At 71.9% G+C, this 25,151-nt stretch carries 22 protein-coding genes; 8 read left to right on the top strand and 14 right to left on the bottom strand.

All coding sequences use genetic code 11. The features are described 5' to 3' along the window. Positions 1-129 precede the first annotated feature (129 nt). From hemQ to hemE, 3 genes are read right to left on the bottom strand one after another with little or no spacing between them, the layout of a single operon-like run. Positions 130-831 (bottom strand): hydrogen peroxide-dependent heme synthase, encoded by a 702-nt coding sequence (gene hemQ / locus AB0I71_RS28540; RefSeq protein WP_204011873.1) that lies wholly within the window; start codon positions 829-831, stop codon positions 130-132. Further along, a complete protein-coding gene (hemG, locus tag AB0I71_RS28535) occupies positions 828-2,237 on the bottom strand; it encodes a protoporphyrinogen oxidase (protein ID WP_357589786.1) in 1,410 nt (469 codons plus the stop codon). The genes hemQ and hemG overlap by 4 nt, the downstream gene beginning before the upstream one ends. A gap of 5 nt (positions 2,238-2,242) precedes the next feature. Continuing rightward, positions 2,243-3,340 carry a uroporphyrinogen decarboxylase gene (hemE, locus tag AB0I71_RS28530; protein WP_357589784.1) on the bottom strand — a complete coding sequence of 366 codons (1,098 nt, stop codon included), beginning with the start codon at positions 3,338-3,340 and terminating at the stop codon, positions 2,243-2,245. A 147-nt stretch (positions 3,341-3,487) separates the two neighbouring features. Between hemE and AB0I71_RS28525 the strand changes: the two genes are divergently transcribed. The 6 genes from AB0I71_RS28525 to AB0I71_RS28500 all read left to right on the top strand — a co-directional run bounded on the left by AB0I71_RS28525 (position 3,488) and on the right by AB0I71_RS28500 (position 11,000). Further along, complete coding sequence (locus AB0I71_RS28525) at positions 3,488-4,324, top strand: serine protease (protein ID WP_357589782.1); 837 nt, start codon at positions 3,488-3,490, stop codon at positions 4,322-4,324. Between the two features lie 51 nt (positions 4,325-4,375). Next, complete coding sequence (locus tag AB0I71_RS28520) at positions 4,376-4,948, top strand: DUF3000 domain-containing protein (protein ID WP_357589780.1); 573 nt, start codon at positions 4,376-4,378, stop codon at positions 4,946-4,948. A gap of 176 nt (positions 4,949-5,124) precedes the next feature. Continuing rightward, on the top strand, positions 5,125-6,444 hold the full coding sequence (locus AB0I71_RS28515) for a ribonuclease D (protein ID WP_357589778.1): 1,320 nt from the start codon (positions 5,125-5,127) through the stop codon (positions 6,442-6,444). Between the two features lie 303 nt (positions 6,445-6,747). Continuing rightward, a complete protein-coding gene (locus tag AB0I71_RS28510; protein WP_357589776.1) occupies positions 6,748-7,959 on the top strand; it encodes a thiolase family protein in 1,212 nt (403 codons plus the stop codon). Beyond that, the gene (locus AB0I71_RS28505; protein WP_357589774.1) at positions 7,956-10,022 is read left to right on the top strand and encodes a 3-hydroxyacyl-CoA dehydrogenase NAD-binding domain-containing protein; all 2,067 of its coding nucleotides are present in this window, start codon (positions 7,956-7,958) and stop codon (positions 10,020-10,022) included. The genes AB0I71_RS28510 and AB0I71_RS28505 overlap by 4 nt, the downstream gene beginning before the upstream one ends. A 132-nt stretch (positions 10,023-10,154) precedes the next feature. Continuing rightward, positions 10,155-11,000, top strand: coding sequence for a hypothetical protein (locus tag AB0I71_RS28500; RefSeq protein ID WP_357589772.1), 846 nt, complete (start codon positions 10,155-10,157; stop codon positions 10,998-11,000). A 102-nt stretch (positions 11,001-11,102) separates the two neighbouring features. On the opposite strand, the gene AB0I71_RS28495 is transcribed toward AB0I71_RS28500, so the two are convergent. After that, positions 11,103-11,534: a helix-turn-helix domain-containing protein gene (locus AB0I71_RS28495; RefSeq protein WP_357589770.1), complete on the bottom strand. Its 432-nt coding sequence runs from the start codon at positions 11,532-11,534 to the stop codon at positions 11,103-11,105. Between the two features lie 127 nt (positions 11,535-11,661). On the opposite strand from AB0I71_RS28495, the gene AB0I71_RS28490 reads away from it, so the two are divergent. Continuing rightward, complete coding sequence (locus AB0I71_RS28490; RefSeq protein WP_357589768.1) at positions 11,662-12,534, top strand: aldo/keto reductase family oxidoreductase; 873 nt, start codon at positions 11,662-11,664, stop codon at positions 12,532-12,534. Positions 12,535-12,594: 60 nt separating this feature from the next. Here AB0I71_RS28490 and AB0I71_RS28485 read toward each other — a convergent pair whose 3' ends face one another. The 4 genes from AB0I71_RS28485 to AB0I71_RS28470 form a co-directional block, all read right to left on the bottom strand. Then, entirely contained in the window at positions 12,595-13,008 is a 414-nt protein-coding gene (locus tag AB0I71_RS28485) for a VOC family protein (RefSeq protein WP_357589766.1), read from the bottom strand. Between the two features lie 730 nt (positions 13,009-13,738). After that, complete coding sequence (locus tag AB0I71_RS28480) at positions 13,739-14,881, bottom strand: HAMP domain-containing sensor histidine kinase (RefSeq protein ID WP_357589801.1); 1,143 nt, start codon at positions 14,879-14,881, stop codon at positions 13,739-13,741. Positions 14,882-14,925: 44 nt separating this feature from the next. Further along, positions 14,926-15,594: a response regulator transcription factor gene (locus tag AB0I71_RS28475; RefSeq protein ID WP_357589764.1), complete on the bottom strand. Its 669-nt coding sequence runs from the start codon at positions 15,592-15,594 to the stop codon at positions 14,926-14,928. Between the two features lie 117 nt (positions 15,595-15,711). Beyond that, positions 15,712-17,007, bottom strand: coding sequence for a PQQ-binding-like beta-propeller repeat protein (locus tag AB0I71_RS28470; protein ID WP_357589762.1), 1,296 nt, complete (start codon positions 17,005-17,007; stop codon positions 15,712-15,714). A gap of 97 nt (positions 17,008-17,104) precedes the next feature. On the opposite strand from AB0I71_RS28470, the gene AB0I71_RS28465 reads away from it, so the two are divergent. Beyond that, positions 17,105-18,928 (top strand): hypothetical protein, encoded by a 1,824-nt coding sequence (locus tag AB0I71_RS28465; RefSeq protein WP_357589799.1) that lies wholly within the window; start codon positions 17,105-17,107, stop codon positions 18,926-18,928. Between the two features lie 7 nt (positions 18,929-18,935). Here the strand turns inward: AB0I71_RS28465 and AB0I71_RS28460 are convergent, their stop codons facing one another. The 6 genes from AB0I71_RS28460 to AB0I71_RS28435 form a co-directional block, all read right to left on the bottom strand. After that, positions 18,936-19,325 (bottom strand): AtzH-like domain-containing protein, encoded by a 390-nt coding sequence (locus tag AB0I71_RS28460; RefSeq protein WP_357589760.1) that lies wholly within the window; start codon positions 19,323-19,325, stop codon positions 18,936-18,938. 104 nt (positions 19,326-19,429) lie between these two features. Continuing rightward, positions 19,430-21,112 carry a regulator gene (locus AB0I71_RS28455; RefSeq protein WP_357589758.1) on the bottom strand — a complete coding sequence of 561 codons (1,683 nt, stop codon included), beginning with the start codon at positions 21,110-21,112 and terminating at the stop codon, positions 19,430-19,432. 12 nt (positions 21,113-21,124) lie between these two features. Further along, the gene (locus AB0I71_RS28450; RefSeq protein ID WP_357589756.1) at positions 21,125-21,817 is read right to left on the bottom strand and encodes a cysteine hydrolase; all 693 of its coding nucleotides are present in this window, start codon (positions 21,815-21,817) and stop codon (positions 21,125-21,127) included. Between the two features lie 8 nt (positions 21,818-21,825). Next, a complete protein-coding gene (locus AB0I71_RS28445; RefSeq protein ID WP_357589754.1) occupies positions 21,826-22,515 on the bottom strand; it encodes an isochorismatase family cysteine hydrolase in 690 nt (229 codons plus the stop codon). Between the two features lie 18 nt (positions 22,516-22,533). After that, complete coding sequence (gene atzF / locus AB0I71_RS28440; protein WP_357589752.1) at positions 22,534-24,387, bottom strand: allophanate hydrolase; 1,854 nt, start codon at positions 24,385-24,387, stop codon at positions 22,534-22,536. Between the two features lie 75 nt (positions 24,388-24,462). Next, on the bottom strand, positions 24,463-25,128 hold the full coding sequence (locus AB0I71_RS28435; RefSeq protein WP_357589750.1) for a GntR family transcriptional regulator: 666 nt from the start codon (positions 25,126-25,128) through the stop codon (positions 24,463-24,465). Positions 25,129-25,151 lie beyond the last annotated feature (23 nt).

The raw sequence follows: 25,151 nt of genomic DNA, 5'->3' as shown, positions 1-25,151 counted from the left end.
CAGCACCAACACACCGACGGTCACCTGCACCGCCACCACCTGACCCCGGCCGGGGCCGCGCCACACTCCCTCAGGCGCGGCCCCGCCCGGCTCGGTGGACGAGCCGGGCGGGGCCGCCGACGGGCCGGCTCAGGCCAGGGCGGAGACGATGTCGGCGATCGAGCGGCGACGGCCGGTGTAGAAGGGAACCTCCTCGCGGACGTGCAGCCGGGCGCGAGAGGCCCGCAGGTCCCGCATCAGGTCGACGATCCGGTGCAGTTCGTCGGCCTCGAAGGCGAGCATCCACTCGTAGTCGCCGAGGGCGAAGGAAGCGACCGTGTTTGCCCGGACGTCCGGGTAGCCACGGGCCATCTTGCCGTGCTCGGCCAGCAGTTCCCGCCGCTCGGCGTCGGGCAGCAGATACCAGTCGTACGAGCGGACGAACGGGTAGACGCAGAGGTAGGCGCGGGCCTCCTCGCCGGCCAGGAACGCCGGGATGTGGCTCTTGTTGAACTCGGCCGGCCGGTGCAGCGCCATCTGCGACCAGACCGGGGTCATCGCCCGGCCCAGGGCGGTCCGCCGCAACCGCAGGTACGCGTCCTGGAGGTCGTCACTGGACGAGGAGTGCCACCAGACCATCAGGTCGGCGTCGGCCCGCAGCCCGGAGACGTCGTAGGTGCCGCGCACCACCACGTCCTTGCCGGCCAGCTCCTCGATCAGCGACTCGACCTCGCCCGTCACGTTGTCACGCAGCGACGGCAGCGGCGCGCTGGCCCGGAACACCGACCACATGGTGTAGCGGATGGTGTCGTTGAGTTCCTTCAGTCGGGCGGCGTTCGTCTGCTCGGTCATCTCCCCGATCCTTCCAGTGCGGTGATGATCTCCTCGGCCGCCGTCTCGCCGGAGCGGACGCAGATCGGGATGCCGACCCCGTCGTAGCCGGCGCCGGCCAGCCGCAGTGTCGGATGTGCCGCCCGCAGCGCTGACCGGGCGGCGACGACCCGGTCGAGGTGACCGGGGGTGTACTGCGGCAACGCTCCGCCCCAGCGCTGCACGTGCCCGGCGACCGGCGCGGGCAGCGGCGCGCCCAGCACCGCCGACAGCTCCCGGTGCACGGTGGCGGCGAGATCCTCGTCGGGGCGTTGGAGTTGCTCCTCGTCGCCGTACCGGCCCACCGAGGCGCGCACCAGGGCCAGCCCGTCCGGTCGGCGTAGGTGCCCCCACTTGGTGGTGAAGAAGGTGGACGCCTTCACCAGCAGTCCTTCGGTGGAGGGCACCAGGAAACCGGAGAGTTCCGGCAGCACCGGTTCGGGCAGCGCCAGGGTGACGAGCGCGACGCTTGCGTAGTCCAGCCCGCCGATCTCCTTCGCCGCTTCGGGGGCGAGGTCGGCGAGCAGCCGGGCCGCCGGCCGGGCCGGCACCGCCAGCACCACCGCGTCCACGTCGACGTGCTCGGGGTCGCGGGTCGGGCCGACGGTCAGCCGCCAACCGGCGCCGGTCGGGATGAGTTCGCGCACCGCCGCGTTGCTGCGGATCGTCGCGCCGCTGGCGGCCACCGCCGCGGCGACCAGGGTGCTCAGCCCGCCGTCGAGGGTGCCGAAGACCGGCTCACCGGGAGCGCGCGGAGTGGCGGCCTGCGCGGTGCGCACGGCGGCGAGCAGCGTGTGCTCAACCCGGGCCGCCCGGGCCAACGCCGGCATCGTGGTGACCAGCGACAGGTCGTCGGCGCGGCCCGCGTACACCCCGCCGAGCATCGGGTCGACAAGCCGGTCGACCACCTCGTCACCGAACCGCGCGCGGACCAGTGCGCCCACGGAGACGTCCTGGTCCGGTTCGAGCAGCGGCCCACCGCCGTCGCGGTCGGCGTCCGGGGTCGGCCGGGCCACCGCCGCCACCTTCGCCAGATCACCGGGTACGCCGACGAGCGTGCCGCCGGGGATCGGGCGCAGCCCGCCGTCGACGGCGAGCGCCGCCTGCCCGACGGTCGGGTGCACGATCCGTCCCGCCAGGCCGAGCCGGCGGACCAGGGCGACGGCTGCGGATTCCCCGCCGGCCGGGTCACGCATGAGGAACGACTCGGCGCCGAACTCGACAGGGCCGCCGGCCAGCTCGCCGGTGCGCAGCTTGCCACCGAGCGCACCGGACTGCTCGTACACGGTGATGTCGACCTCGGCGGGGCCACGGTCGCGTAACCGGACCGCGGCGGCCAGCCCGGCGATGCCGCCGCCGACCACCGCCACCCGCCGCCGCGTCGCCATCGCGGTCAGTCCCGCCCGGCCGGCCGAATGGACAGCTCGTGCACCAGGGCGACCACCCGGGTCAGCACCTCCGGATCGGTCTCCGGCAGCACACCGTGGCCGAGGTTGAACACGTGCCCCGGCGCGGCCCGACCCTGCTCCAGGATCCGGCGCACCTCGGTCTCCACCGCTGGCCACGGGGCCAGCAGCAGGGTCGGGTCGAGGTTGCCCTGCACGGCCCGCTCCGGCCCGATCCGGCGGGTCGCGACGTCCAGCGGCGTACGCCAGTCGACGCCGACCACGTCGGCCCCGGCCTCGCCCATCGCGCCGAGCAGCTCGGCGGTGCCCACCCCGAAGTGGATGCGGGGCACGCCCGCGTCGGCGAGCCCGGCGAGCACCTTCGTCGAGTGGGGCAGCACGAAGCGGCGGTAGTCGGCCTCGGAGAGCGCACCGGCCCACGAGTCGAACAGCTGCACCGCCGACACGCCGGCCTCGATCTGCACCCGCAGGAACGCCAGGGTCACCTCGGCCAGTCGGCCCGCGAGGGTGTGCCACAGCTCGGGCTCGCCGTACATCAGCGCCTTGGTCTTGGCGTGGGTACGCGACGGGCCGCCCTCCACCAGGTAGCTGGCCAGCGTGAACGGGGCCCCGGCGAAGCCGATGAGCGGGGTGTCGCCGAGTTCCTTGACCAGCATCCGGACCGCCTCGTCGACATAGCTGACGTCGTCGCGGTCGATCAGCCGGATCCGTTCGATGTCGGCGGCGGTACGCACCGGTTCGGCCACCACCGGCCCGGTGCCGGGCACGATGTCCAGGTCGATCCCGGCGGCGGCCACCGGCACCACGATGTCGCTGAACAGGATCGCGGCGTCCACCCCGTGCCGGCGTACCGGCTGGAGGGTGATCTCGGTGACCAGGTCGGGCCGGCGACACGACTCCAGCATCGCCACGTTGGCCCGGATCTCGCGGTACTCCGGCAACGACCGGCCCGCCTGGCGCATGAACCAGACCGGGGTGTGCGGGACGGGCCGACGGCGACACGCCCGTACGAAGGGCGAATCGGCGGGCCCGCCGGGGCGGGGTTCGTCGTCTCGGGCGGCGGTGCCCGTGGTGTCGGTGGTCATCGCGGCAATCGTGCCACGCGGCCGATCGACGTCCTGCGCCCACCGCCGCCTTTGTGACGTAGCCAGGTCTCGGGTGCCCACCGGGTCTGGTCGCCTTCAGTAGAGTCACTCGAAGATTACTGTCGATGGATTCAGCGGGGAGGACCAGTGGGTGACAGGACCCGCAGGCTGGCTGCCGGCATGCTCGGCGTACTGCTCGGCTCGGCCGTCGGACTCGCGCCGGTCGGCGCGCCCGTGGCCGCGAGCGAGTCGGAGCCGGTGGCTCCACTGATCATCGGTGGCGAGGACGCCACCCAGCCCTATCCGCCGATCGCCTCACTCCAGATCGACCGGGAAGGCACCTTCGGCCATCACTGCGGGGCGGTTCTCATCCACCCGCGTCACGTCGTCACCGCCGCGCACTGCGTGACCGACGAGGTGCCGGCACCCATCGACCCCGCGACACTGCGCATTCGCCTCGGTTCGGCGGAGCACGCGGCCGGGGGCCGGATCGTGGCGGTCACCAAGGTCGTGCCGCATCCCGCCTGGGACTGGAACACGGGCGATGATCTCGGAGCCGATGTCGCCGTGCTCCGCCTGGCCGCCCCGGTGTGGCTGCCGCGCTACCCGATCGCCGGCCGGTCACCCGCCGTCGGTGCGACCATCCGGGAACTCGGCTGGGGAGCCACCACGCCCACCTTCGGCGGGCCGCTGCCCGAGCGGTTGCAGCAGCTGGACCGTCTGGTGGTAGCGCCTGAGGAGTGCGCGGGCGGGCGGATCACCGTTGGCGAGATCTGTGTCCATGGCGCACCCGGCGGAGCCTGTTTCGGCGACAGTGGCGGCCCGGGGCTGCTCCGGATCGGGCAGGTCTGGACGGTCGTGGGTGGCGCCAGCCGGCTGGGTCGGGACTGGCAACTTGGGCCGCCGTACTGTGGCGTGCAGATGATCTACACCGACCTGACCTTCCACCGGCCCTGGATCCGGAGCGTGGTACGCGCCGGGTGATCGTCGGCGCGCCTCGCAGCCCCGACCCGGGCGGCGGAATAGGCTGCGGACATGGCCCCCCCGATCGCGCTTCCCGACACGTTCGCCCGCGCGGTCGCGGGGCTCCGGTCGGCGACGCCCCGGCCGGAGATCCTGCTGGAGGAGGTGGGGGCGCCGCAGCGACTGGCCCCCTACTCCTTCGCGCTCTCCGCGTCGGTGCTGCGCGACGGTGACGAGGTGGCCTCCGGGCGGCTGATCCTGCTGCACGATCCGGCCGGGCACGAGGCGTGGCAGGGCACTCTGCGGCTGGTCACCTATGTGACGGCCGAGCTGGAGGTCGACCTCGCCGCCGATCCGCTGCTGCCCGGGGTGGGGTGGACCTGGCTCACCGACGCTCTCGACGCCCAGGACGCGGGATACCGGGCCATCGGCGGGACGATCACGCAGACGATGTCGACCCGGTTCGGTGAGCTGGCCGGCCCACCCGCGGCCGGCGACGTCGAGATCCGCGCCTCGTGGACGCCGACAGGCGTCGATCTCGCCGCGCACCTGTACGCCTGGTGCACCCTGCTCGCCTCCACCGCCGGTCTGCCGCCGCCCGGCGTCACCGCCCTGCCGGAGCGCCGCCCAGCCGCCACCGGCTGAGCCTGCCCGACCCGGTACCGGCCGACCCGAGACCGGCTGGTCATGCCCCGTCCGAGATCGGCTGAGGCCTTCCGCCCGCAGTGGGCCGCCCCCGGCAGGCCGGCCGCGCGCCCTCGGCCGACACGCGGCAGGGCGGGTGCGCGGCACTCGATCCACTCGCGCACTAGGGTTGTCAGGTGACCGACGAACCACCCCTGCGCCGTCGGGCCGCCGCAAGCCGTACGGGAAACGACACACCGCACCCGCCATCGGCGCGGTCGGAGCCCTCGGACGCGGGGACCGAGCCCATCGGCGGCCAGTCCGTGCCGCTGACCGCACCCCGCGACGGCACCCCTGAGCCAGTCGCCGCCCCGGAGCAACTCGCCGAGGTCGTGGCGCGGTTCGCCAGCGGTGCCGGGCCGGTGGCCCTGGACGCCGAACGTGCCTCCGGCTACCGGTACAGCCAGCGCGCATACCTCGTACAGTTGCGTCGCGCCGGCGCCGGCACCGTCCTGATCGACCCCCTGCCGTTGCCCGACCTGAGCGCCCTGGACGCCGTGATCGCCGAGGCGGAGTGGGTGCTGCACGCGGCGAACCAGGACCTGCCCTGCCTCGCGGAGCTGGGGCTGCGTCCACGCCGGTTGTTCGACACCGAGCTGGCGGCGCGGCTGGCCGGTTTCGAACGGGTGGGGCTCGCGGCGCTCACCGAGCAGTTGCTCGGGTTCAGCCTGGAGAAGCACCACTCCGCGGCGGACTGGTCGAGCCGGCCGCTGCCCGAGTCCTGGCTGACCTATGCCGCCCTCGACGTCGAGCTGCTGACGGACCTACGCGACGCGCTCGACGCCGAGCTGGCCCGGCAGAGCAAGTCCGAGTGGGCGGCGGAGGAGTTCGCCGCGCTCGTGCGCAGCGTTGACCGGCCGCCCCGGGTACGCGCCGAACCGTGGCGACGGACCTCCGGAATCCACCGGGTCCGTGGCGCGCGGGCGCAGGCCCGGGTCCGTTCCCTGTGGTACGCCCGGGACCAGATCGCCGCCCGGCGGGACACCGCACCGGGACGGGTGCTGCCCGACTCGGCGATCGTCGCGGCGGCCGAGCTGGACCCGAGGGACGAGAAGGCACTGCTCACGCTGCCCGGCTTCGGCGGCCGGTCGGTGCGGCGGTTGGCGCGTACCTGGCTGGCGGCGCTCGACGACGCGCGGCAGTTGCCGGACGACGCCCTGCCGGTGGCCCCGACGGTGGAGGGCCCGCCGCCACCGCACCGGTGGGCGGAGCGCGATCCGGCCGCCGCCGCCCGACTGGCCCGCTGCCGGGAGGTGGTGTTGCGGGTGGCCGGCGAGCACAACCTGCCCGCGGAGAACCTGATCTCCCCCGACACCATCCGCCGGGTCGCCTGGCAACCCCCCGAGGAGATCACCGAAGTCACCGTCGCCGAGGCCCTGCGCGACCACCACGCCCGCGAATGGCAGATCACCCTCCTCCTCCCCGACCTGGCCACCGCCCTGTCCCCCACCCCCTAACCCCACCCCACCCCACCACCCCACCGCCCCACCCCCCGCCCCGCCCCGCCCCGCTGCGGTGATCAAGAGGTTTGCGTCGGCGACACGCCGTGCGGCTGACGCAAACTTCTTGATCACCGCAGTGGGCGGCGGGTGAGGGGTGGGGTGGGGTGGTGGAGTGTGGGGTGGGTTACAGGGGGAGGTGGCGCGGGGGTTATTACTGGCGAGTAGCATCGGGGAAACGCCAGTGCTGGCGACCTTCGTCCGGTTCGTCGTGCGCCCCAGGCGCGGACGACCGGATCGTGGTCGAATAGGAGGCTCATCGTGCCCCGTGAAGTCCGGGATGTCGTCTTCGTCGACGGCGTCCGCACCCCCTTCGGCAAGGCGGGTGGCATGTACGCCAACACCCGCGCCGACGACCTGGTGATCCGCTGCATTCGCGAACTGCTGCGCCGTAACCCTCAACTGCCGCCGGAGCGGGTCGAGGAGGTCGCGATCGCCGCCACCACCCAGATCGGCGACCAGGGCCTGACCATCGGCCGTACCGCCGCGCTGCTGGCCGGCCTACCCAAGACGGTTCCGGGTTTCGCCATCGACCGGATGTGCGCCGGGGCCATGACCGCTGTGACCACCGTGGCCGGCGGCATCGCCATGGGCGCCTACGACATCGCGATCGCCGGTGGCGTCGAGCACATGGGCCGGCACCCGATGGGTGAGGGTGTCGACCCGAACCCGCGCATCGTCGCCGAGAAGCTTGTCGACCCGTCCGCGCTGGTGATGGGCTCCACCGCAGAGAACCTGCACGACCGGGTACCGCACATCACCAAGCAGCGCACCGACGCGTTCGCCCTCGCCTCGCAGCAGAAGACCGCCAAGGCGTACGCCAACGGCAAGCTCCAGGACGATCTGGTCCCGGTGGCGATCCGCGACCCGGAGACCGGCTGGGGCCTGGCCACGGTCGACGAGGCTCCCCGGGACACCTCGATGGAGAAGCTCGCCACCCTGAAGACCCCGTTCCGCCCGCACGGCAAGGTCACCGCGGGCAACGCGGCCGGTCTCAACGACGGCGCCACCGCCAGCCTGCTCGCCGACGAGGCCACCGCCCGCGAGCTGGGCCTGCCGGTCGCGATGCGGCTGGTGTCGTACGGCTTCGTCGGCGTCGAGCCGGAGGTGATGGGGGTCGGCCCGATCCCGTCGACCGAGAAGGCGCTACGCATCGCCGGCCTGACCATCGACGACATCGGCCTGTTCGAGCTGAACGAGGCGTTCGCCGTGCAGGTGCTCGCCTTCCTCGACCACTTCGGCATCGCCGACGACGACCCGCGGGTCAACCCGTGGGGCGGCGCGATCGCCATCGGGCACCCGCTCGCCTCCTCCGGCGTACGGCTGATGACCCAGCTCGCCCGGCAGTTCGCCGAGCACCCGGAGGTCCGCTACGGCCTCACCGCCATGTGCATCGGCATCGGCATGGGCGGCACGGTCATCTGGGAAAACCCGCACTGGACCGGGTCCGCGCAGGAGGGTGGAGACAAGTGAGCCTCACCGCACCGAACGAGGTCGTCACCAGGGCGCTGCTGCGGCAGGTGAACGTACCGGGGCTGGACCGTCCGGCCGCCCTGATCACCCTGGACAACGGATTCGACCACACCAAGCCGAACACCTTCGGCCCGGCCGGCCTGACCAGCCTGGACGAGGCGATAAGCGCCGCGCTCGCGGCCGACCCGGCGTTCATCGCGGTCACCGGGAAGCCGTACATCTTCTGTGTCGGCGCGGACATCACCGGCCTGCCCCAGCTCGCGGACCGCGAGCAGGCGCTGGAGATCGGCCGGCTGGGTCACCGGGTCTTCGCCCGGCTCAAGGACAGCTCGGTACCGACCTTCGCCTTCGTCAACGGCGCGGCGATGGGCGGCGGTCTGGAACTGGCCCTGCACTGCCACTACCGGACCCTGTCGGCCGGCGCGGCGGCCCTGGCGCTGCCCGAGGTCTCCCTCGGCCTGATCCCCGGTTGGGGTGGCACCCAGCTGCTGCCGAACCTGATCGGCATCCCGGCAGCCACCCAGGTGATCATCCAGAACCCGCTGATGCAGAACAAGATGCTCAAGCCGAAGCAGGCCGCCGAGCTGGGCATCGCGGACGTGCTGCTGGAACCGGCCGACTTCCTGGAGCGGTCCCTGGAGTGGGCCGCCGGTGTCGTCCGGGGCGAGGTCGAGGTGACCCGGCCCGAGGTCGACAAGGACATGTGGGCGGGCGTGCTCTACTTCGCCCGGCAGACGCTGGACCAGCGGCTGCACGGCGCGGTACCGGCCGCGTACCAGGCGCTCGACCTGCTGGAGACGGCGAAGGACGCCGACTTCGCCACCGGCACCGCCGCCGAGGACGAGGCCCTGGCCGACCTGGTCTTCTCCGAGGAACTGCGCAGCGGCCTGTACGCCTTCGACCTGGTGCAGCGGCGGGCCAAGCGGCCGGCCGGCGCGCCGGACAAGGGCCTGGCCCGGCCGGTGACCAAGGTCGGCATCGTCGGCGCCGGCCTGATGGCCAGCCAGTTGGCGCTGCTGTTCGCCCGCCGCCTCCAGGTGCCTGTCGTGCTCACCGACCTGGACCAGGGCCGGGTCGACAAGGGCGTGGGCTACGTGCACACCCAGATCGAGAAGGCGGTGAGCAAGGGCCGGATGGACAAGGGCACCGCCGCGAAGCTGTACGGCCTGGTGTCCGGCTCGGTCGACAAGTCCGTCTTCGCCGACGCCGACTTCGTCATCGAAGCGGTATTCGAGGACCTGAGCGTCAAGAAGCAGGTCTGGGCCGAACTGGAGAAGATCGTCAAGCCGGAGGCGGTGCTCGCCACCAACACCTCGTCGTTGTCGATCACGGAGATGGCCGCGGAGCTGGAGCACCCGGAGCGGGTCGTCGGCTTCCACTTCTTCAACCCGGTCGCGGTACTGCCGCTGCTGGAGATCGTGCGGGGCGAGCGGACCGACGACGCCACCCTGGCCACCGCGTTCGCGGTCGGCAAGCAGCTGAAGAAGTCGAGCGTGCTGGTGAAGGACGCCCCGGCGTTCGTGGTGAACCGGCTGCTCACCCGCTTCCTGGGCACCGTGTTCGCCGCCGTCGACGCCGGCACCCCGCTGGAGGTGGCGAACCGCGCACTGGACCCGCTGGGTCTGCCGATGCGCCCTCTCGCCCTGCTCCAGCTGGTCGGGCCGGCCGTCGCGTACCACGTCGGCGGCACCCTGCACGCCGCGTTCCCGGACCGGTTCGGCGTCAGTGAGAACCTCAAGCGGATCGCCGACTCCGGTCAACCGATCGTCGTCGACGACGAGATCAACGCCGAGGTGGCGAAGCTGCTGGTGGTCGGCGACGAGCCGCTCACCGAGGAGCAGGTACGCCAGAACGCGCTGGACGCGCTGGCGCAGGAGATCCGGCTGATGCTCGACGAGGGCGTCGTCGCCGAGGCGCAGGACATCGACCTGTGCATGATCCTCGGTGCCGGTTGGCCGTTCCACCTGGGCGGCGTCACGCCGTACCTGGATCGGACCGGCACCAGCGAGCGGGTCACCGGCAAGCGGTTCCTGCCGCGCGGCGCGGCCAGCCTGGCCGGCTGAGACGGGCCTGACGACACCGATCGCGGTGGTCACCCCGACGAGGGTGGCCACCGCGATCGCGTTCGGTGCCGAGGGTGCGGGTGAAGCACCTGGCTACGATGACCGGTCCACCCGAGACCAGGAGCTGACAGGATGTCCCACCCCCCGGACGAGCACCAGAACCCGCCGGCCGCCGGGCCGTACCCGCCGCCGGGCGCGTACCCGAACACCGGCCCCACGCAGCCCCAACCTGGTGCCACGCCGTACCCGTCGGCCGGCGCCCAGTCGGCGCCGCAGCCCGGCGGCTACCCGGCATCACCCGGAACCTACCCGCCGCCCGGCGACCTGCCTCCGCCCGGTCAGCAGTACGCCACCGGCCCAGCGCCCACCGGTCCGGGGCCGGCCGGGCCGCCGAAGAAGAAGTTCGGGGTCGTGAAGATCGTGCTGATCGTCTTCGCGGTCCTGCTGGTGCTCTGTGTTGGCGGCGGCACCGCCATCTGGTTCGTGGTCAAGGACGATGTCACCGAGGCCGTGGACGCCACCCGGACCCGGATGGTCGCGCCGGACACCCTGGCCGGCCGGCCCAAGATCACGGACCCGGAGTTGCAGCAGGCGGCGGACGACATCGTCCGCGACATCCGGTCGACGGTCACCAACGAGACAAGCGCGGTGGGCGCCTTCTACGGTGATCCGGCCGACGAGGACCTCGTCATGATCGCGGGCGCGTCCGGCCTGATGTCCGACCCCAAGCAGGAACTCGACGCGGCGGTCCAGAGCCTCTCCGCCGACCTGGACCTCAGCAACATGACACCGGTCGATCCGGGTCCGCTCGGCGGCGAGGCCAGGTGCGGTGACGGCGGGTCGGAGGGTGTCCCGCTGGGCATCTGCACCTGGGCCGACCGGGGCAGCGTCGGCCTGATCGTGATGTTCTTCTCGTCCCGCGCCGACGCCCAGGCCGAGTTCGTCACCATCCGCGGCCAGGTCCAGCAACGCGAGTGAGCAGGGCCGGCAACAGGGCCGGCCGTGACCCCGCCAGCCCTGTTGCCGGTCGCTCCGGGGCGCGTGCCCCGGAGGGGTCGATGGAGTCTGGCCGGTGCCGCGTCAGGAGGCGTCGTAGTCGTCGCGGTGCGCGAGAACCTCGCCCATGTGTGCCTGGGCCCAGTACCTGATCTCGCGGGTCGTGCGGTGCAGCGAGAGACCGAGGTCGGTCAGCTCGTAGGTGACGGTGACCGGGACGGTCGGCGTCACGGTACGGGTGAGCAGGCCGTCGCGCTCCAGCGAGCGCAGGGTCTGGGTCAGCATCTTCTGACTGACACCGGCCAGCAGGCGGGCAAGCTCGGAGTAGCGCATCGCTCTCGGCGCGTCCGACGCGTCGGGTCGCTGAGCGGCATCACCGCCCAACGCGCACAGGATCAGCACGACCCACTTGTCCGAGATCCGGTCGAGCAGCTGACGGCTGGGGCAGACCGCGAGGAACGCGTTGTACTCCTCCCTGGCCTGCGCCTGCCGCTGAGCCGCTTTCGTCGTCGTCACTGATCGCCTCTCTTGCTGCTGGGTGGGTTACGCACTTCGAAGTGCCTACTTCCCGTTGGAAAGTTTCTCTCCAAGACTGAGCCAGGCAAGCGAAACGCGCCACCCTCTCACCAGCGACGGAAGCGACATGATGAGCACTACCCCTTCTCTTCCCGGCGGCACCTGGCCACTCGGCGATCGGACCATCACCCGATTCGGGTACGGCGCCATGCAACTCGCCGGCCCCTGGGTGATGGGTCCGCCCGCCGATCGCGACGGCGCCCTGGCCGTGCTGCGCGAAGCGGTCGACCAGGGAATCACCCACATCGACACGAGCGACGCCTACGGGCCCCGGGTCACGAACGAGCTGATCCGCGAAGCACTGCACCCTTACCCGGAGTCACTTGTCATCGCCACGAAGGTGGGGGCGAACCGCGACGCACAGGGCGGCTGGCCGACGGCCCGCCGGCCGGAGGATCTGCGCGAGCAGGTCCACCAGAACCTGCGCTCCCTCGGGGTCGAGACCCTCGATCTGGTCAACATGCGCATGGGTGACGCCGAAGGCCCCCAGCCCGGCTCGATCACCGAGGCGTTCGAGACGCTCGCCGCGCTCCAGCAGGAGGGCCTGATCCGTCACCTCGGCGTCAGCAACGTCACCGCGGCGCAGATCGCCGAGGCCCGGGCCGTCGCCCCCGTCGTGTGCGTGCAGAACATGTACAACCTCGCTCACCGCCACGACGACGGCCTCATCGAGCAACTCGCCGCCGACGGCATCGCCTACGTGCCGTTCTTCCCGCTCGGCGGCTTCTCGCCGGTGCAGTCCGAGGCGCTCTCGGCCGTCGCCGCCCGGGCGGGGTCGACACCGATGTCCGTCGCCCTCGCCTGGCTGGTGCAGCGCTCACCGAACATCCTGCTGATTCCCGGTACGTCGAAGGTGGCACACCTGCGGGAGAACATCGTCGGCGCAGGGCTCTCGTTGCCCGCCGAGGACGTCGCCGCGTTGGACGGTATCGGTCGCTGACCGTACGCAGACATCGGAGCGGCGGCACCCCGCCGCTCCGATGTCGTGGCGTCGTTTCGCTCAGGCGTCCGTCACGGTTCCCTCCGCCGCCTGCCGGGCTGCCGCCTTCTCGGCGGCGCTCCGCAGTACGCAGAACTCGTTGCCCTCCGGGTCGGCGAGCACCACCCAACCGGCACCGGTCGGCCCGATGTGGTCGGCGATGTGCCGCGCCCCGATGCCGAGCAGCCGCTCGACCTCCTCGTCCCGGGTCCGGTCGGTGGGTTCCAGGTCGAGGTGCAGCCGGTTCTTCACCGTCTTGCCCTCGGGCACCGCCAGGAAGAGCACCTCCGGACCGCCCGGCGGCAGCAGCATGGCCTCCGGGTCGCCCGGGAAGTCGTCCGGCTGGCGGGGGCACTCGAAGACCTGGGCCCAGAAACCGGCCAGGGCGTACGTGTCGTGACAGTCGATTCCGATGTTGTGGATCCGTGCGCTCATGTGTCGTCCCTCGTGGTGTTCGCCACCGGCGTCGCAGCCCTGTCGGCTACCGGCCGACAGACCACCAGGGCCGGCGCGCCTGCGAAAGGCACGACACGGCATGGCGGGGTCGGAGGCGGCCCGGCGGGCACGGACGTCGGGGCAGTCAGAACTGGCGTGTCTGGTCCGCTGAGTGGCGGGACAGCGATCCCACTACCGGTGCCCCGCGAGGATGAGCGGTCAGCCGGCAAGGCGGGGCGCGGACAGCATCATGGTGAACATCGACGCACCCCCCTCCTTGATCGGGCTGACGTCGTGATCATCGCATTGCCACGCCCCCGGGAGCAACCATCCGGACTTGATCCACGGGCAGGAGACCCTCGGGCGTCACCTTCCGTGTCCATCCAACCTGTCCTGTCCTCTGGTGCCCCACCCCTTTGCTCTGCTTCAACTGACGCAACGGTCACGCTCGGTGTCCAAGCTCGGCCGATAGCCGATTCTCATCTACCGCATCGCCGCTGTTCACCGACCATTGCGTGGGTTGAAGCAGAGCAAAGCACGCGAGGTGGCATAGCCGAACCGGGGCGATATGGTCACACAGCGTAGATAGCACGGAGAGTCATCCACCGGCGAATTGCGGGTGGCCTACCGGGAAAGCGGCTCATTGCCGAAGCCGACCACCGTCATGTCCTGCGGCATCCTGACGGCCGCCCCTCGGCAGCGTCCGCAGCTCGCCCGAGGCGATCATGTGTCACCGGGCGGCTTCCGCAGCCGGCAGGCTGACGGTCACCTCCAGGCCGCCGCCGGGCTGCGCGATGGCGGTCACCGTGCCGCAGTGGGCGTCGCAGACCGCGCGCACGATGGACAGCCCCAGGCCCGATCCGCGTGCCCCGGTTCGCTCCCGGCCGCCCCGCCGGAAGGGCTCGAACAGCCCCGGCACGTCGGCCGGGTCCACCTCGAAGCCGGTGTTGCCGACCACCAGCCAGGACCGCTGCCCGTCCGATCCGGTCCGCACCCAGAGCCGGCCGTGCAGGTGGTTGTAGCGGACCGCGTTCTCGATCAGGTTGCCGGCCAGCCGGTCCAGCAGCCCGGGATCGCCCACCACCGGCGCCGGCTCCAGGGACGTCTGGACCGCCAGCTTGATCCGCTCCACCTCCCGGCGTACGGCGGAGAGCGCGTTGACTGTTCCGGCGGCCAGGTCGAACTCGCTGCGCCGGCCGAGCCGTTGGCCGGTCTGCGCCTCGCTGCGCGCCAGCACCAGCAGCGCGTCGACCAGACCGTTTGCGCGCTCGGAGGCGTCGCGGACCACTGTCGCCATCCGGCGGTACTCGGCCGTGTCCGCCTCATCGTCGCTGAGCGTCACGTCGATCTCGGTACGCATCACCGCCAGCGGCGTACGCAGCTCATGCGAGGCGTTGGCCACGAACCGCTTCTGCGCCTCGAACGCGGCGGCGATCCGGTCCAGCATGGCGTCGAACGTGTCGGCCAACTCAGCCACCTCGTCGTCTGCCCCGGAGTAGCCGATCCGCTGGTCCAGCGTGGTCTCGCCGAGCCGGCGGGCGGTCGCGGTGACCTGGTGCAGTGGACGCAGCGCCCGGCCGGCGACCGCGTACGCCCCGACCACGCCGACCATGCCGATCGCCAGCAGCGCGGCCAGCCCCTTGGCCAGGAGTTCCCCGGAGGCCGAGTCGACGAGCCGCTGCTGCCATGCGGCGGCGTCCAGCGTGCTTCCGTCGGCGAGCACCACTGTGGCGCCGGGCAGCAGCTCGTCGGTGGGGCGCAGCGCGTCGCGCACCAGCAGCCAGGCCAGCAGCACCAGGATCGCACCGGCGCCCACCAGCAGCACGCCGTTGAGCAGGGTCAGCCGCAGCCGCAGCGTGGGACGTAGCCGCAGCGAGGGCCGGCGCAGGACGGGCAGCCGCCGGTTCGCCGGGCGGCTCACGCCACCACCTCGGCCGTCCGGTAGCCGGCACCGACCACCGTCTCGATCAAGGGTGGGTCACCGAGCTTGCGCCGCAGCGTCATCACGGTGACCCGGACGATAGTGGTGAACGGGTCGGTGTTGGCGTCCCAGACGCGTTCCAGCAGTTCCTCGCTGGAGACCACCGCACCCCGGGCCTTGAGCAGTTCGCAGAGCACCCCGAACTCCTTGTTCGTCAGCTCCACCGGCACCCCGCCCCGGGTGGCCGTGCGGCGTGCCGGGTCGACCACCAGGTCGGCGACCTCCAGCACCGGCGGCGCCGCCGGGGTGGCCCGTCGGCCCAGTGCCTGCACCCGGGCGACCAGTTCGTCAAAGGCGAACGGCTTGGGCAGGTAGTCGTCGGCACCGAGCTGCAAGCCCTCCACCCGGTCGGCGACCGTGCCGCTGGCGGTCAACATCAGCACCCGGGTCAGTGCGCCCGACGCGGCCAGCTCCGCGCAGATCTGGTCACCGTGCATGCCGGGCAGGTCACGGTCGAGCACCACCACGTCGTAACGGGTCACGAAAGCCATCTCGTGACCGCTGTCGCCGTCGTACGCGACGTCCACAGCGATGCCGCGTTTGCGCAGGCCCCGCGCTATCGCGTCGGCGAGGTTGCGCTCGTCCTCGACCACCAGTACCCGCATGCCCGCCCCTTTTCCGCCCGCCGACCACCGACAAAGTAACGTCGCCGACCAAGCCGCCTGTGACGGGTGCGGACCCGACCGGCCGGGACAGAGCCAGGCCGCCCGTGCCGGAGCGGGTCAGCCGGGCAGTTGCCAGATGCCGTAACGACCGTCGAGCAGGCGGCAGGCGACCAGGTCGTACCGGCTCTGGCAGTCACCGCCGGCGTCCGGCAGCAGATCGATCCGGCGGGCCGGTGCGCCAGTCGGGTCGAGCCGGGCCAGCACCAGACCCACCTCGGCCACCGGACGCACCGCGAGCACCTGCGGGGCGTACTCGTAGCGGGCGACCATGTTCCACGACCCGTGCTCGGCCACCAGCGCACCGGAGGACAGGGCGATCGTGACGATCTCGTTGGTGTTCCTGGCCACCGCGAGGGCGTTGCGACCATCGACGAGCGCGAGGTCGAGGATCTCCTCGCTGCCCCACCGCACCGCCCCGGTGGCCGGGTCGAGAACCTGCAACCCGCCGCCGGCCAGTCCCGCGCAGAGCATCGGCCCGCAGACGGTGACGTAGGTAGCCGTCGGCACGGTCACCTGCCAGCGCTCGACCAGACCGTCGATGGTGAGCGCGACGACGGTGCTGGAGTTGCGTACCACCGTCACCATCTCACCGGTCACCCACGCCTGCTGGTAGCTGCTCGAATGGTCGGCGGGCGGGGGAAGGCGGTGCCGTACCGTCCCGGTCAGCGGGTCGACCACCTGGACCTCGCCGTCGATCGTGGCCACGACGATGGAGTCGAGCGTGCCGTCGTCCCGCTGCCAGTGGTCGACACTGGCCGCCGACAACGGCATCGACCACAACTCCCGGGCGGTCGCCAGGTCGATCATCCGGAGGACGTTCGGCGCACTGTCGCTGTACGTGCGCAGCAGTGCCCGGTCGGACATCTCCATGATCGCGACACCGGGCACCCGCCAGCGCTCCTGGCCGGTGCGCGCGTCGAGTCGCGCGGTCTCGCTCGTGCCGGTGTCCGGCCGGGCCGTGGCGACCAGGATCCCGCCGTCGGTGACGGGCTGCACCCGGTAGACCCGGTTCTGCGGTGACACGGGTGTCCGCCACTGCGGCACCAGTCGCTGCGGCGTGACGGTGGCCCGATCGGGGCGCGGGTAGGCGAGGAGTTCCTGGCTGCCGTCGGTGACCCCGGGCAGCGGGGCGACGGTGAAAATCTGATCCGCGGTGAGGAACAGGTCGCTGCCCAGAGCGGCGGGCACGATCGCGTGGATCCGCCTGGCCGGTGGTGTGGCACCCGCCAGGGTGAGCAGCGCTACCAGCGCCATCACCACCGCCGCCACCCGGCGGCCAGCCGGCCGGGGGCGTCGGCGCGGCGCTGGCGGATCGGTCAGCTCGGTGAGTTCACCGAGGTCGATCAACGTCACGCTTGTCCTCCCCTGACACACACCAGACGCGCGGCGGGCGGGCGGGGTTCCGCCTGTACGATGGCCCGTCGTGGCTGTGCCGGTGGTGAATCCCTCGCTGAACTCCGTCTCCGATTCCGTCGAGACGCGATCAACGACAACCCGTCCCCGGCGGCGGCCGACGCGCGCCGACGCGCTGGCCATCGGAGCCTACGTGCTGCTCGGCGTCATCGTCTGCCTGAACTACTGGGCGGACGTGAACAACCGGGTGTCGTCCCATCTGCCCACCGATCACAGCTGGTTCGAGTGGCTCTTCGCGCACGGTGCGTACTCAGTGCAGCACCTGGAGAACCCCCTGTTCACCGCGCGGCAGAACGCCCCGGACGGGGTGAACATGATGGCCAACACCTCGCTGCTCGGGGTGACCCTGCCGTTGGCGCCGCTCACCCTGCTGCTCGGCCCCCAGGTGGTCTACGCCCTCTATCTCGGCGGGGCGCTGGCCGCCACCGCGGGCACCTCCTACTGGGTGCTGTCGCGGCACCTGGTGCGCTCCCGGGCGGCGGCCTTCGTCGGCGGCGCGTTCCTCGGTTTCGCCCCCGGCATCGTGCACCACGCCAACGGCCAGCCCAACTTCGTCTCCAACTTCCTGCTGCCACTGATCGTGGTGCGGGTGTTCCGGCTGGTCGAGCCGGGCCGCTGGCGGCGCAACGGGCTGGTACTGGGGCTGCTGGTGGCGTACCAGATCTTCATCAACGAGGAGATGCTGCTGCTCACGGCGATGGCCTGCCTGGTCGTCGTGATCGCGTACGCGGCGATGCGTCCCCGCCTGGCATGGGCGCGGGCGGGCACGTTCGCGGCCGGGCTCGGCCTCGGCGGTGGGGTGGCGCTGCTGTTGACCGCGTACCCGATCTGGTTCCAGTTCAACGGCCCGCAGTCCTACCGGGGACTCCAGGGCGGGGTGTTCCACAGTTGGGGCGAGGACATCGCCGCCTTCGTCACCTTCCCCCGCGACACCATCGCCGGTGACGAGGCGGTGGAGGCGACAATCGGCATGACCGAGCAGAACACCTGGTTCGGCTGGCCGCTGGTGCTGCTGTCGGTGGTGGCCCTGGTCCTGCTGGTCCGCCGCTCGCTGGTGGCCCGCATCCTGGCCGTGCTGGTGGTGCTCTTCTCGATCGCCGCGCTCGGCCCGGAGATCCGGTTCAACGGCGAACTGACCGGCATCGCCGGCCCGTGGTCGTACATTCCGGAGGACCTGCCGCTTGTCGAGATGATGATGCCGACCCGGCTGACCCTGGTGACCACCGCCGCGCTCGGCGTACTGCTGGCACTGGCCTGGGACGCGGTGGCCGGCAGCCACCGACCGCCGGTGCCGGCTCCCCGCGCCCCGGAGGGGGCGGCCCCCGCCCGGCGGCGCCCGCGCTGGCAGCACATCGTCGGGTACGCCGCGATCACCCTCGCGGTGCTGCCGCTGCTGCCCACGCCGCTACCGGCCGAGCCGGTCGACCCGCCGCCGACCTTCATCACCTCCGGCGCCTGGCGGCCGTACGTGCCGGACGGTCGCACGCTGGTGCCGGTGCCCATCCCGAGCAATGTGCACGGCCTGTCCACGTTGCGGTGGAGCGCGCTGACCGGGCACGAGTTCCCGATCCCGGCCGGCTATTTCATCGGCCCCAACCTGGACGGCGAGGGCGTCTTCGGCGCACCGAACCGGCCCACCAGCACGCTCATCTACCGCACCATCGACACCGGAGAGCTGCCCGAGCTGACCGACGAGAACCGTCGGCAGGCGCTGGAGGACGTGCGCTTCTGGCGGGCGTCGGTGGTGGTGCTCGGCGCGCATCCCCGCGAGCCGGTGCTGCGGGAACTGCTGACCGCGCTGCTCGGCGACCCGCAGCGCGTCGACGACGTCTGGCTCTGGGACGTACGCGACCGGGTCTGACGCACCGTCATCCGGCGTCGGAACGCAGCGGTTCGGAGACGTGGGCGGTGACGATGCGCCAGCCCTCCGGTAGGCGTACCCACGTCTGGCTCTGCCGGCCGGTGGTGGCGCCGCCGGCGTACCCGAACCGGGTGGTGACGACCGCGAGGTCCGCGCCGAAGGCGGTGACCACCGTGTCGACAAGTCGGCGGCCGGGCGGCAGCGGTGGTTGCACGGCCCGCCACTTGCGCTGCTCGTCGAGCCCGTACTGGTGGTCGGCGAGGCCGAAGCGCACCGTGGCCTCGGAGTCCCAGAAGTGTCCGCAGATCCGTTCGGCGTCCCCGTCCATCAGCGCCTGCTCGTAGCCGAGGAAGGCCGCCGTCACCTCGGCGACCACGTCCGTCCGGTCGATCTCCATGCGGTGGGTCCTTTCTGGACGGGTGGGACGGCAGGTGTGGCGCACCGGCCGGGCGGCGGCGGACTGGTGCGCGCCGCGCCGCCGCCCGGCCGGACGACGTCAGCTCAGCTGTTCACCGCTGGCTCACGCTTCTCACCACCGGCCGGCTCACCGGTGGCGGCGGGTGCCGCCGGGGCCGGGGCGGCGGGTTCGGCGGCTGCCGGGGGCGTCGCGGAGTTGCCACCGTGCAGTCGGTCCAGTTCGGCTTCCTCCGGGTCGGGTACCCGGGGCGGGTACTTGCCCAGCGCGAAGATCGCGCAGATCACCGCCACGAAGAGGTAGCCGAGCGCCACCTGGCCGTTGGCGTTCCACTGGACCTCCTCGCCGTGGATCAGACCGATGAAGGCGAGCACCGCGCCGGAGGCGGCGAAGACGGCCGCCTGGACGAAGCGTTTGTCGATGATGAAGGCGACGATCGCGCCCAGCACCAGACCGGCGAGGATGGCCCCCTCACCGAGGATGCGCAGGCCGTCGTAGACCACCCCGGCACCGGCCAGGGCCTCGTCGCCGACCTCGGCGGCGGTGGTGCCGGCCGCCGCCAGGGCGTTGTTCATCTGCCCGGTCGCCCACGCCGCGATGTTTGGTATCAGGGCCGCCACCACCGCCGCGGCGTGCGCCCGGGGTGTCGCCTGGAACGCCTGGGCACCGATCAGCAGCCCGATGTAGAGCAGGATCGGCACGATCGCCGCGGTCGGGAAGATCGCGCCGAGCAGGGAGAACATGCCGAGGAAGCAGAGCAGCGCGATGACGATCCCGGTCGCCATCGAGTAACCGGTACGCCCACCGGCGGCCTTCCAGCCCGGGTGGCCGACGTAGACCGCAGGTGGGAACGGCGAACCGAGGGCGGAGCCGATGACCGCGCCGGCCCCGTCGGCGAGCAGCACACTGCGCAGGTTGTAGTTGTCCCCGGCGGTGGCCGCGCTCTCCACGTTCGTCATCGCTTCGGTGAAGTTGTAGACACCCAGCGGGATCGCGGTCGCCAGCAGCGGCGCCATGTCGGAGAGCCCGCGCAGCAGCAGGTCGAGTTGGAAGGTGGGGAAGGCGAACGCGATGTCCCGGGCCGCCGAGGTGACGTCCGGCACCGACATCGCCCCGCCGAGCCAGCCGATCGCCGTGCCGAGCAGCAGGGCGGCCAGCCCGATCGGGAAGTTGAACGGCAGCTTCACGTCGGTCAGCAGGCCGATCAGCAGCAGGGCCAGGACCGGCAGGGCGATCCAGGCCAGCCGCCACATCTGGCCCGCCGGGTTCATCGAGATGAAGGTGATGGAGATGCCGGCGAGGGTGCCGAGCAGCGCCGCGCGCGGCGTGTAGCGGCGGATGTACGGGCCGACGAACGCGCCGATCAGCACGATCACGCCGATGATGAAGGCCCAGGCCAGCCCCGCCTCCCAGGCGCGTACCGCGTCGCCGGTGCTGAGGTAGATGGGCAGCATGATGACGAAGATGACGATGAACATGTGCGGCACGCTCGGCCCGTACGGCAGGGCTGTCACGTCGGAGCGGTTCTCCCGCCGGGCCAGCCGTCGGGCCAGGTGGGTGTAGTAGATGTTGCCCGCGACCAGGGCGATACCGAGGGCCGGCAGGATCGTGCCGAACACCTCCCGCTCGGGCAGGTTCACCACGAAGAGACAGAGCCCGGTCAGGGTGAGCACGTTTACCAGGACGTTGACGCCGAAACCGAAGAACGCGTTGGTGTCGCCGCGCACCCAGTACGGCAGCGACACGACTGAGGGTCTGGTGGGGACCATGGCTGCTCCCGGTCAGGAGGAGGGTTGCAACACAGGGGTGGTGGGCAGCACGGCGAGCACGTCCGTGGAGTCGGCGACCCACCCGAAGATGCCGCCCTGGGCGGCGATCATGTCGAGCCCCACCCGGTGGAACTCCGGGAAGTAGGACCCGACGCAGTCGGCGAGCACGAGGCACTCGTACCCACGGTCGTTTGCCTCCCGGACCGTGGTGTGCACACACACCTCGGTGGTGACCCCGGTGACCAGGAGACTCTGGATCTTCCGCTCGGCGAGCAGGGCGTCCAGCCCGGTGGCGTGGAAGGCACCCTTGCCCGGCTTGTCGATGACCGGCTCGCCGGGCAGTGGCGACAACTCGTCGACGATGTCGTGGCCGTACTCGCCCCGGACGAGGATCCGGCCCTTGGGCCCGGGGTCGCCGATCCGCCTGCTCGGCAGGCCCCGGTTGAGCTTGGCCGGTGGGCAGTCGGAGAGGTCGGGCAGGTGCCCCTCACGGGTGTGCACCACGCTCAGTCCGGCGGCGCGGGCACCGGCCAGCAGCGCCGTCAGCGGCGCGATGGTCCGCCGCAGCTGGCCGACGTCGTTGCCCAGGCTCTCGCCGAAGCCGCCGGGCTCCAGGAAGTCGCGCTGCATGTCGATGACGAGCAGCGCGGTGGTCGCCGGGTCGAAGGTGTACGGGAACGGCCGCGCTGCGGCAACTGTCAACATGGCTCACCTCACCTGGTCGTGGCGGCGATGACGTCGTCGGAGGTGGCGACGCAGCCGAAGACGCCGCCCTGCATGGTGACCATGTGCAGCGCGGCGTCGTGGTTGTCCTTGTCGGTGGCCCCGGTGCAGTCGGAGAGGATCAGGCACTCGTAGCCCCTGTCGTTCGCCTCGCGCATGGTGGTGTGCACGCAGACGTCGGTGGTGATGCCGGTGAGGATCAGGTGGGTGATGCCCCGGGTACGCAGCACCAGGTCGAGATTTGTGGCGTAGAAGGCGCCCTTGCCGGGCTTGTCGACGATCACCTCGCCGGGTGCCGGCGCGACCTCGGGCACGATCTCCCAGCCGGGCTCGCCCTTGACCAGGATCCGCCCGCACGGGCCAGCCCCGCCGATCTCGGCGCCGATCTGCGCCGACCGCCAGCGCTTGTTCGCCGGCAGGTCGGACAGGTCGGGGTCGTGGCCCTCCCGGGTGTGCACGACGAGCATGCCGAGCGACCGGACGTGGTCCAGCAGCCGGGCGGTGGCCGGCAGTCCGGCCCGGGTGAGGCCGATGTCGTAGCCCATCGCGTCGACGTAGCCGCCCGGGCCGCAGAAGTCGGTCTGCCAGTCGATGCAGAGCAGTGCGGTACGCGCGGTGTCGGCCGAGCCGTCGTACGGCCACGGGTAGGGGTTCGCCGTTACCGGCCCGATCCTGCCCATCCTCTCCTCCTCCGTTTGTCAACTCCGGTGCGCCGCGGCCCGGCGGTAGGCCCGCCACCCGCCGGCGGCGCTGATGTCCTCGGCCGAACCGGTGGCGTACGCCTCGCAGAGGAAGCCGAGCACGTCCCGACCGTCGTGCAGCCGGACCCAGCCCAGCGAGAGCGGAGCCGGTACCCCGGCCAGCAGTTCGCCGACGGCGGTCACCGGCAGCCGCCACAGCTCCACCTCGATCGGATGCCCGTCCGGGTCCGTGGGCGCGACCCGGACCAGGCCGGGCAGCCCGTCACCGTCCGGTGTCTCCAGGCGGTAGAGCCGGTAGCGTGGCGCGGTGCGCGCGGCTCCGGCGAAGGTGCCGCCCCGCTCGGTCAGCTCCGCGTTGCGGGACTCGCCGGCCAGGTGCCGGCCGACGACGGCGATCAGCACCTGCGCGGGCCCGGCCGGCGGGCGGAGGCCGACGGTGGCGTCCGGCGCGGGTGAGTCCGGGGCGGTGCCGGCCGGGTCGGCAACGGCATCGGGGTTGGCGCGGGTCGCGGCGGTGAACGCGGCGGCGAGCCGGGCCAGGGTGGTGTCGCTGAACGCGGGACCGAGCAGGGTCAGGCTCGCCGGCCGGCCCGCGGCGGTGAACCCGTTCGGCACCGTCACCGCCGCCAGGTCGAGCAGGTTGGCGAACTGGGTGTAGCGGCCGAGCATCGTGTTGCGGCCGATCGGGTCCTCGGCGATCTCGTCGAGCGTGAACGTCGTACCGACGGTGGGCACCACCAGCACGTCGACCTCGCACCACAGCTGGTCGACCCGGGCCCGCAGCTCGCGCAACCGGTGTCGGCCCCGGAAGACGTCGATCGCGTCGTAGCGTCGGCCGGTCTCCAGCACGCTCCGGGTGACGGCCAGGACGGCCTCGGGATGCTCCCGCAGGAAACCATCGAGCGCGGCGAGCCGCTCGGCCACCCATGGTCCCTGGTAGAGCAGCTCTCCCGCCTCGAAGAAATTCCGCAGCGGCACCGGCCCGACCTGGCCGACCAGACCACGCAGCGCCTGCACACCGGCCGTGAACCGGACCCTCTGACCCGCGTCGCCGAAGAACTCCAGGTCTTCTGCGCGGGGCACCCCGAGGCGTAGCGTCGCGGGTATGCGGGCCACGACCCGCTCCGCCGGCAGCGGACGCCCCCACGGGTCGGCCGCCGAGACGCCGCGCGCGGCGTGCAGCACGTCCACCGTGTCCGCGACGTCGGTGGCGAAGACCGAGACGCAGTCGAGCGAGCGGCAGGCCGGCACCACACCGGCGGTGCTGAGCAGGCCCCGGGTGGGCTTGAGGCCGACGATCCCGTTCAGCGCGGCCGGCACCCGGCCGGAGCCGGCGGTGTCCGTACCCAGGGCGAAGCTGACCTGGCCGGCGGCGACCGCGACGGCCGAACCGGAGCTGGAGCCACCGGAGATCAGCCCGCCGCCGAAGACGCTCTCGCAGCTGCCGTACGGGGATCGTGCCCCGGTGAGTCCGGTGGCGAACTGGTCCAGGTTGGTCTTGCCGACGAGGAGGGCACCGGCGTCGAGCAGCCGGCGCACCACTGGCGCGTCCTCGGCGGCGGGGTACCCGAAGTCGGGGCAACCGGCGGTGGTGATCATGCCGGCGACGTCGATGTTGTCCTTGACCGCGAACGGGACCCCGTACAGCGGCAGGGTAGCGGGGTCGGCGGTGGCGGCCAGCCGCTCGGCGCGGGTGAGCAGCTGGCCGGCCGGCACGGTGCTGATCCAGACCGGCCCGCCGTCCGCTCCGGACAGCCCGGACAGGACGCGTTCCGCCAGGTCGGTGGGAGTCAGACCGCCGTGGCGGTACGCCGACCGCAGCTCCGAGATCGATCCGATCCGCTCTGGCATACAGTCGATTGTCGACAGTTCTGTTACGACGAACGGCGCGGCACGTAACGACGACGTGACGGGCGGCCGGTGGAGCTACCCGAGGTACGACCGGGCTCCGTGCTCCGACAGCACCGCCAGGACCATTTCCGGATCGCCGGCGGCGACCGCCTCGAAGAGCCGCTCGTGCCGGTGGACGCCGTCGTGCGGCTGCGCCGCCTCCGCCTCACGGCGCAGGTTGATCGCCATGTAGAGCTGCAACTTCACCAGGATCGAGTCGTACACCGTGGAAAGCTGCCGGTTGCCGGCCAACGCCACGAGCGCGACGTGGAAAGCCCGATGCGACTCCGCGACGGCCAGGCGATCACCGTTCCGGGTCGCCTCCCGCATCTGGTCCAGGGCCGCCCGCAGCCCGACCAGGTCACTCTCCCGCTGCACCGGGATCGCCGACCGCACCGCGAAGCGTTCCAGCACGTCGCGCAGCTCGTACAGCTCCCGCACGTCGCGATCCGACAGGGTGGCAACCCGGACCCCCCGCCGAGGTACGTGCTCGACGAGCCCTCGCTGCGCCAGCAGCCGCAGCGCCTCACGCAGCGGTGCCCGGCTGATGCCGAGCCGCCGGGTCAGCTGCTCTTCCACCAGCCGTTCACCAGGATCACTACGGCCGCCGAGGATCTCCCGGGTCAGCCGGGAGACGGCGAGCTCCACCAGACTGACACTCTCCAGCTCGCCCTCCGCCGGCGATGCGGCCACGTCGCTCACCCCGACGAGTGTGCCACCTGTCG

This window comes from Micromonospora sp. NPDC049891 (assembly GCF_040660295.1).
Taxonomy (GTDB): Bacteria; Actinomycetota; Actinomycetes; order Mycobacteriales; family Micromonosporaceae; genus Micromonospora.
Note: the sequence above shows the minus strand (reverse complement) of the source record. Positions and strands in the feature narration are given on the sequence as shown.

What these genes read in the sequence shown, in the direction of transcription:
- hemQ (WP_204011873.1), bottom strand. Translation starts at nt 831, where the DNA reads ATGACCGAGCAGACGAACGCCGCCCGACTGAAGGAACTCAACGACACC.
- hemG (WP_357589786.1), bottom strand. Translation starts at nt 2,237, where the DNA reads ATGGCGACGCGGCGGCGGGTGGCGGTGGTCGGCGGCGGCATCGCCGGG.
- hemE (WP_357589784.1), bottom strand. Translation starts at nt 3,340, where the DNA reads ATGACCACCGACACCACGGGCACCGCCGCCCGAGACGACGAACCCCGC.
- AB0I71_RS28520 (WP_357589780.1), top strand. Translation starts at nt 4,376, where the DNA reads ATGGCCCCCCCGATCGCGCTTCCCGACACGTTCGCCCGCGCGGTCGCG.
- AB0I71_RS28500 (WP_357589772.1), top strand. Translation starts at nt 10,155, where the DNA reads ATGTCCCACCCCCCGGACGAGCACCAGAACCCGCCGGCCGCCGGGCCG.
- AB0I71_RS28490 (WP_357589768.1), top strand. Translation starts at nt 11,662, where the DNA reads ATGATGAGCACTACCCCTTCTCTTCCCGGCGGCACCTGGCCACTCGGC.
- AB0I71_RS28485 (WP_357589766.1), bottom strand. Translation starts at nt 13,008, where the DNA reads ATGAGCGCACGGATCCACAACATCGGAATCGACTGTCACGACACGTAC.
- AB0I71_RS28475 (WP_357589764.1), bottom strand. Translation starts at nt 15,594, where the DNA reads ATGCGGGTACTGGTGGTCGAGGACGAGCGCAACCTCGCCGACGCGATA.
- AB0I71_RS28460 (WP_357589760.1), bottom strand. Translation starts at nt 19,325, where the DNA reads ATGGAGATCGACCGGACGGACGTGGTCGCCGAGGTGACGGCGGCCTTC.
- AB0I71_RS28455 (WP_357589758.1), bottom strand. Translation starts at nt 21,112, where the DNA reads ATGGTCCCCACCAGACCCTCAGTCGTGTCGCTGCCGTACTGGGTGCGC.
- AB0I71_RS28450 (WP_357589756.1), bottom strand. Translation starts at nt 21,817, where the DNA reads ATGTTGACAGTTGCCGCAGCGCGGCCGTTCCCGTACACCTTCGACCCG.
- AB0I71_RS28445 (WP_357589754.1), bottom strand. Translation starts at nt 22,515, where the DNA reads ATGGGCAGGATCGGGCCGGTAACGGCGAACCCCTACCCGTGGCCGTAC.
- atzF (WP_357589752.1), bottom strand. Translation starts at nt 24,387, where the DNA reads ATGCCAGAGCGGATCGGATCGATCTCGGAGCTGCGGTCGGCGTACCGC.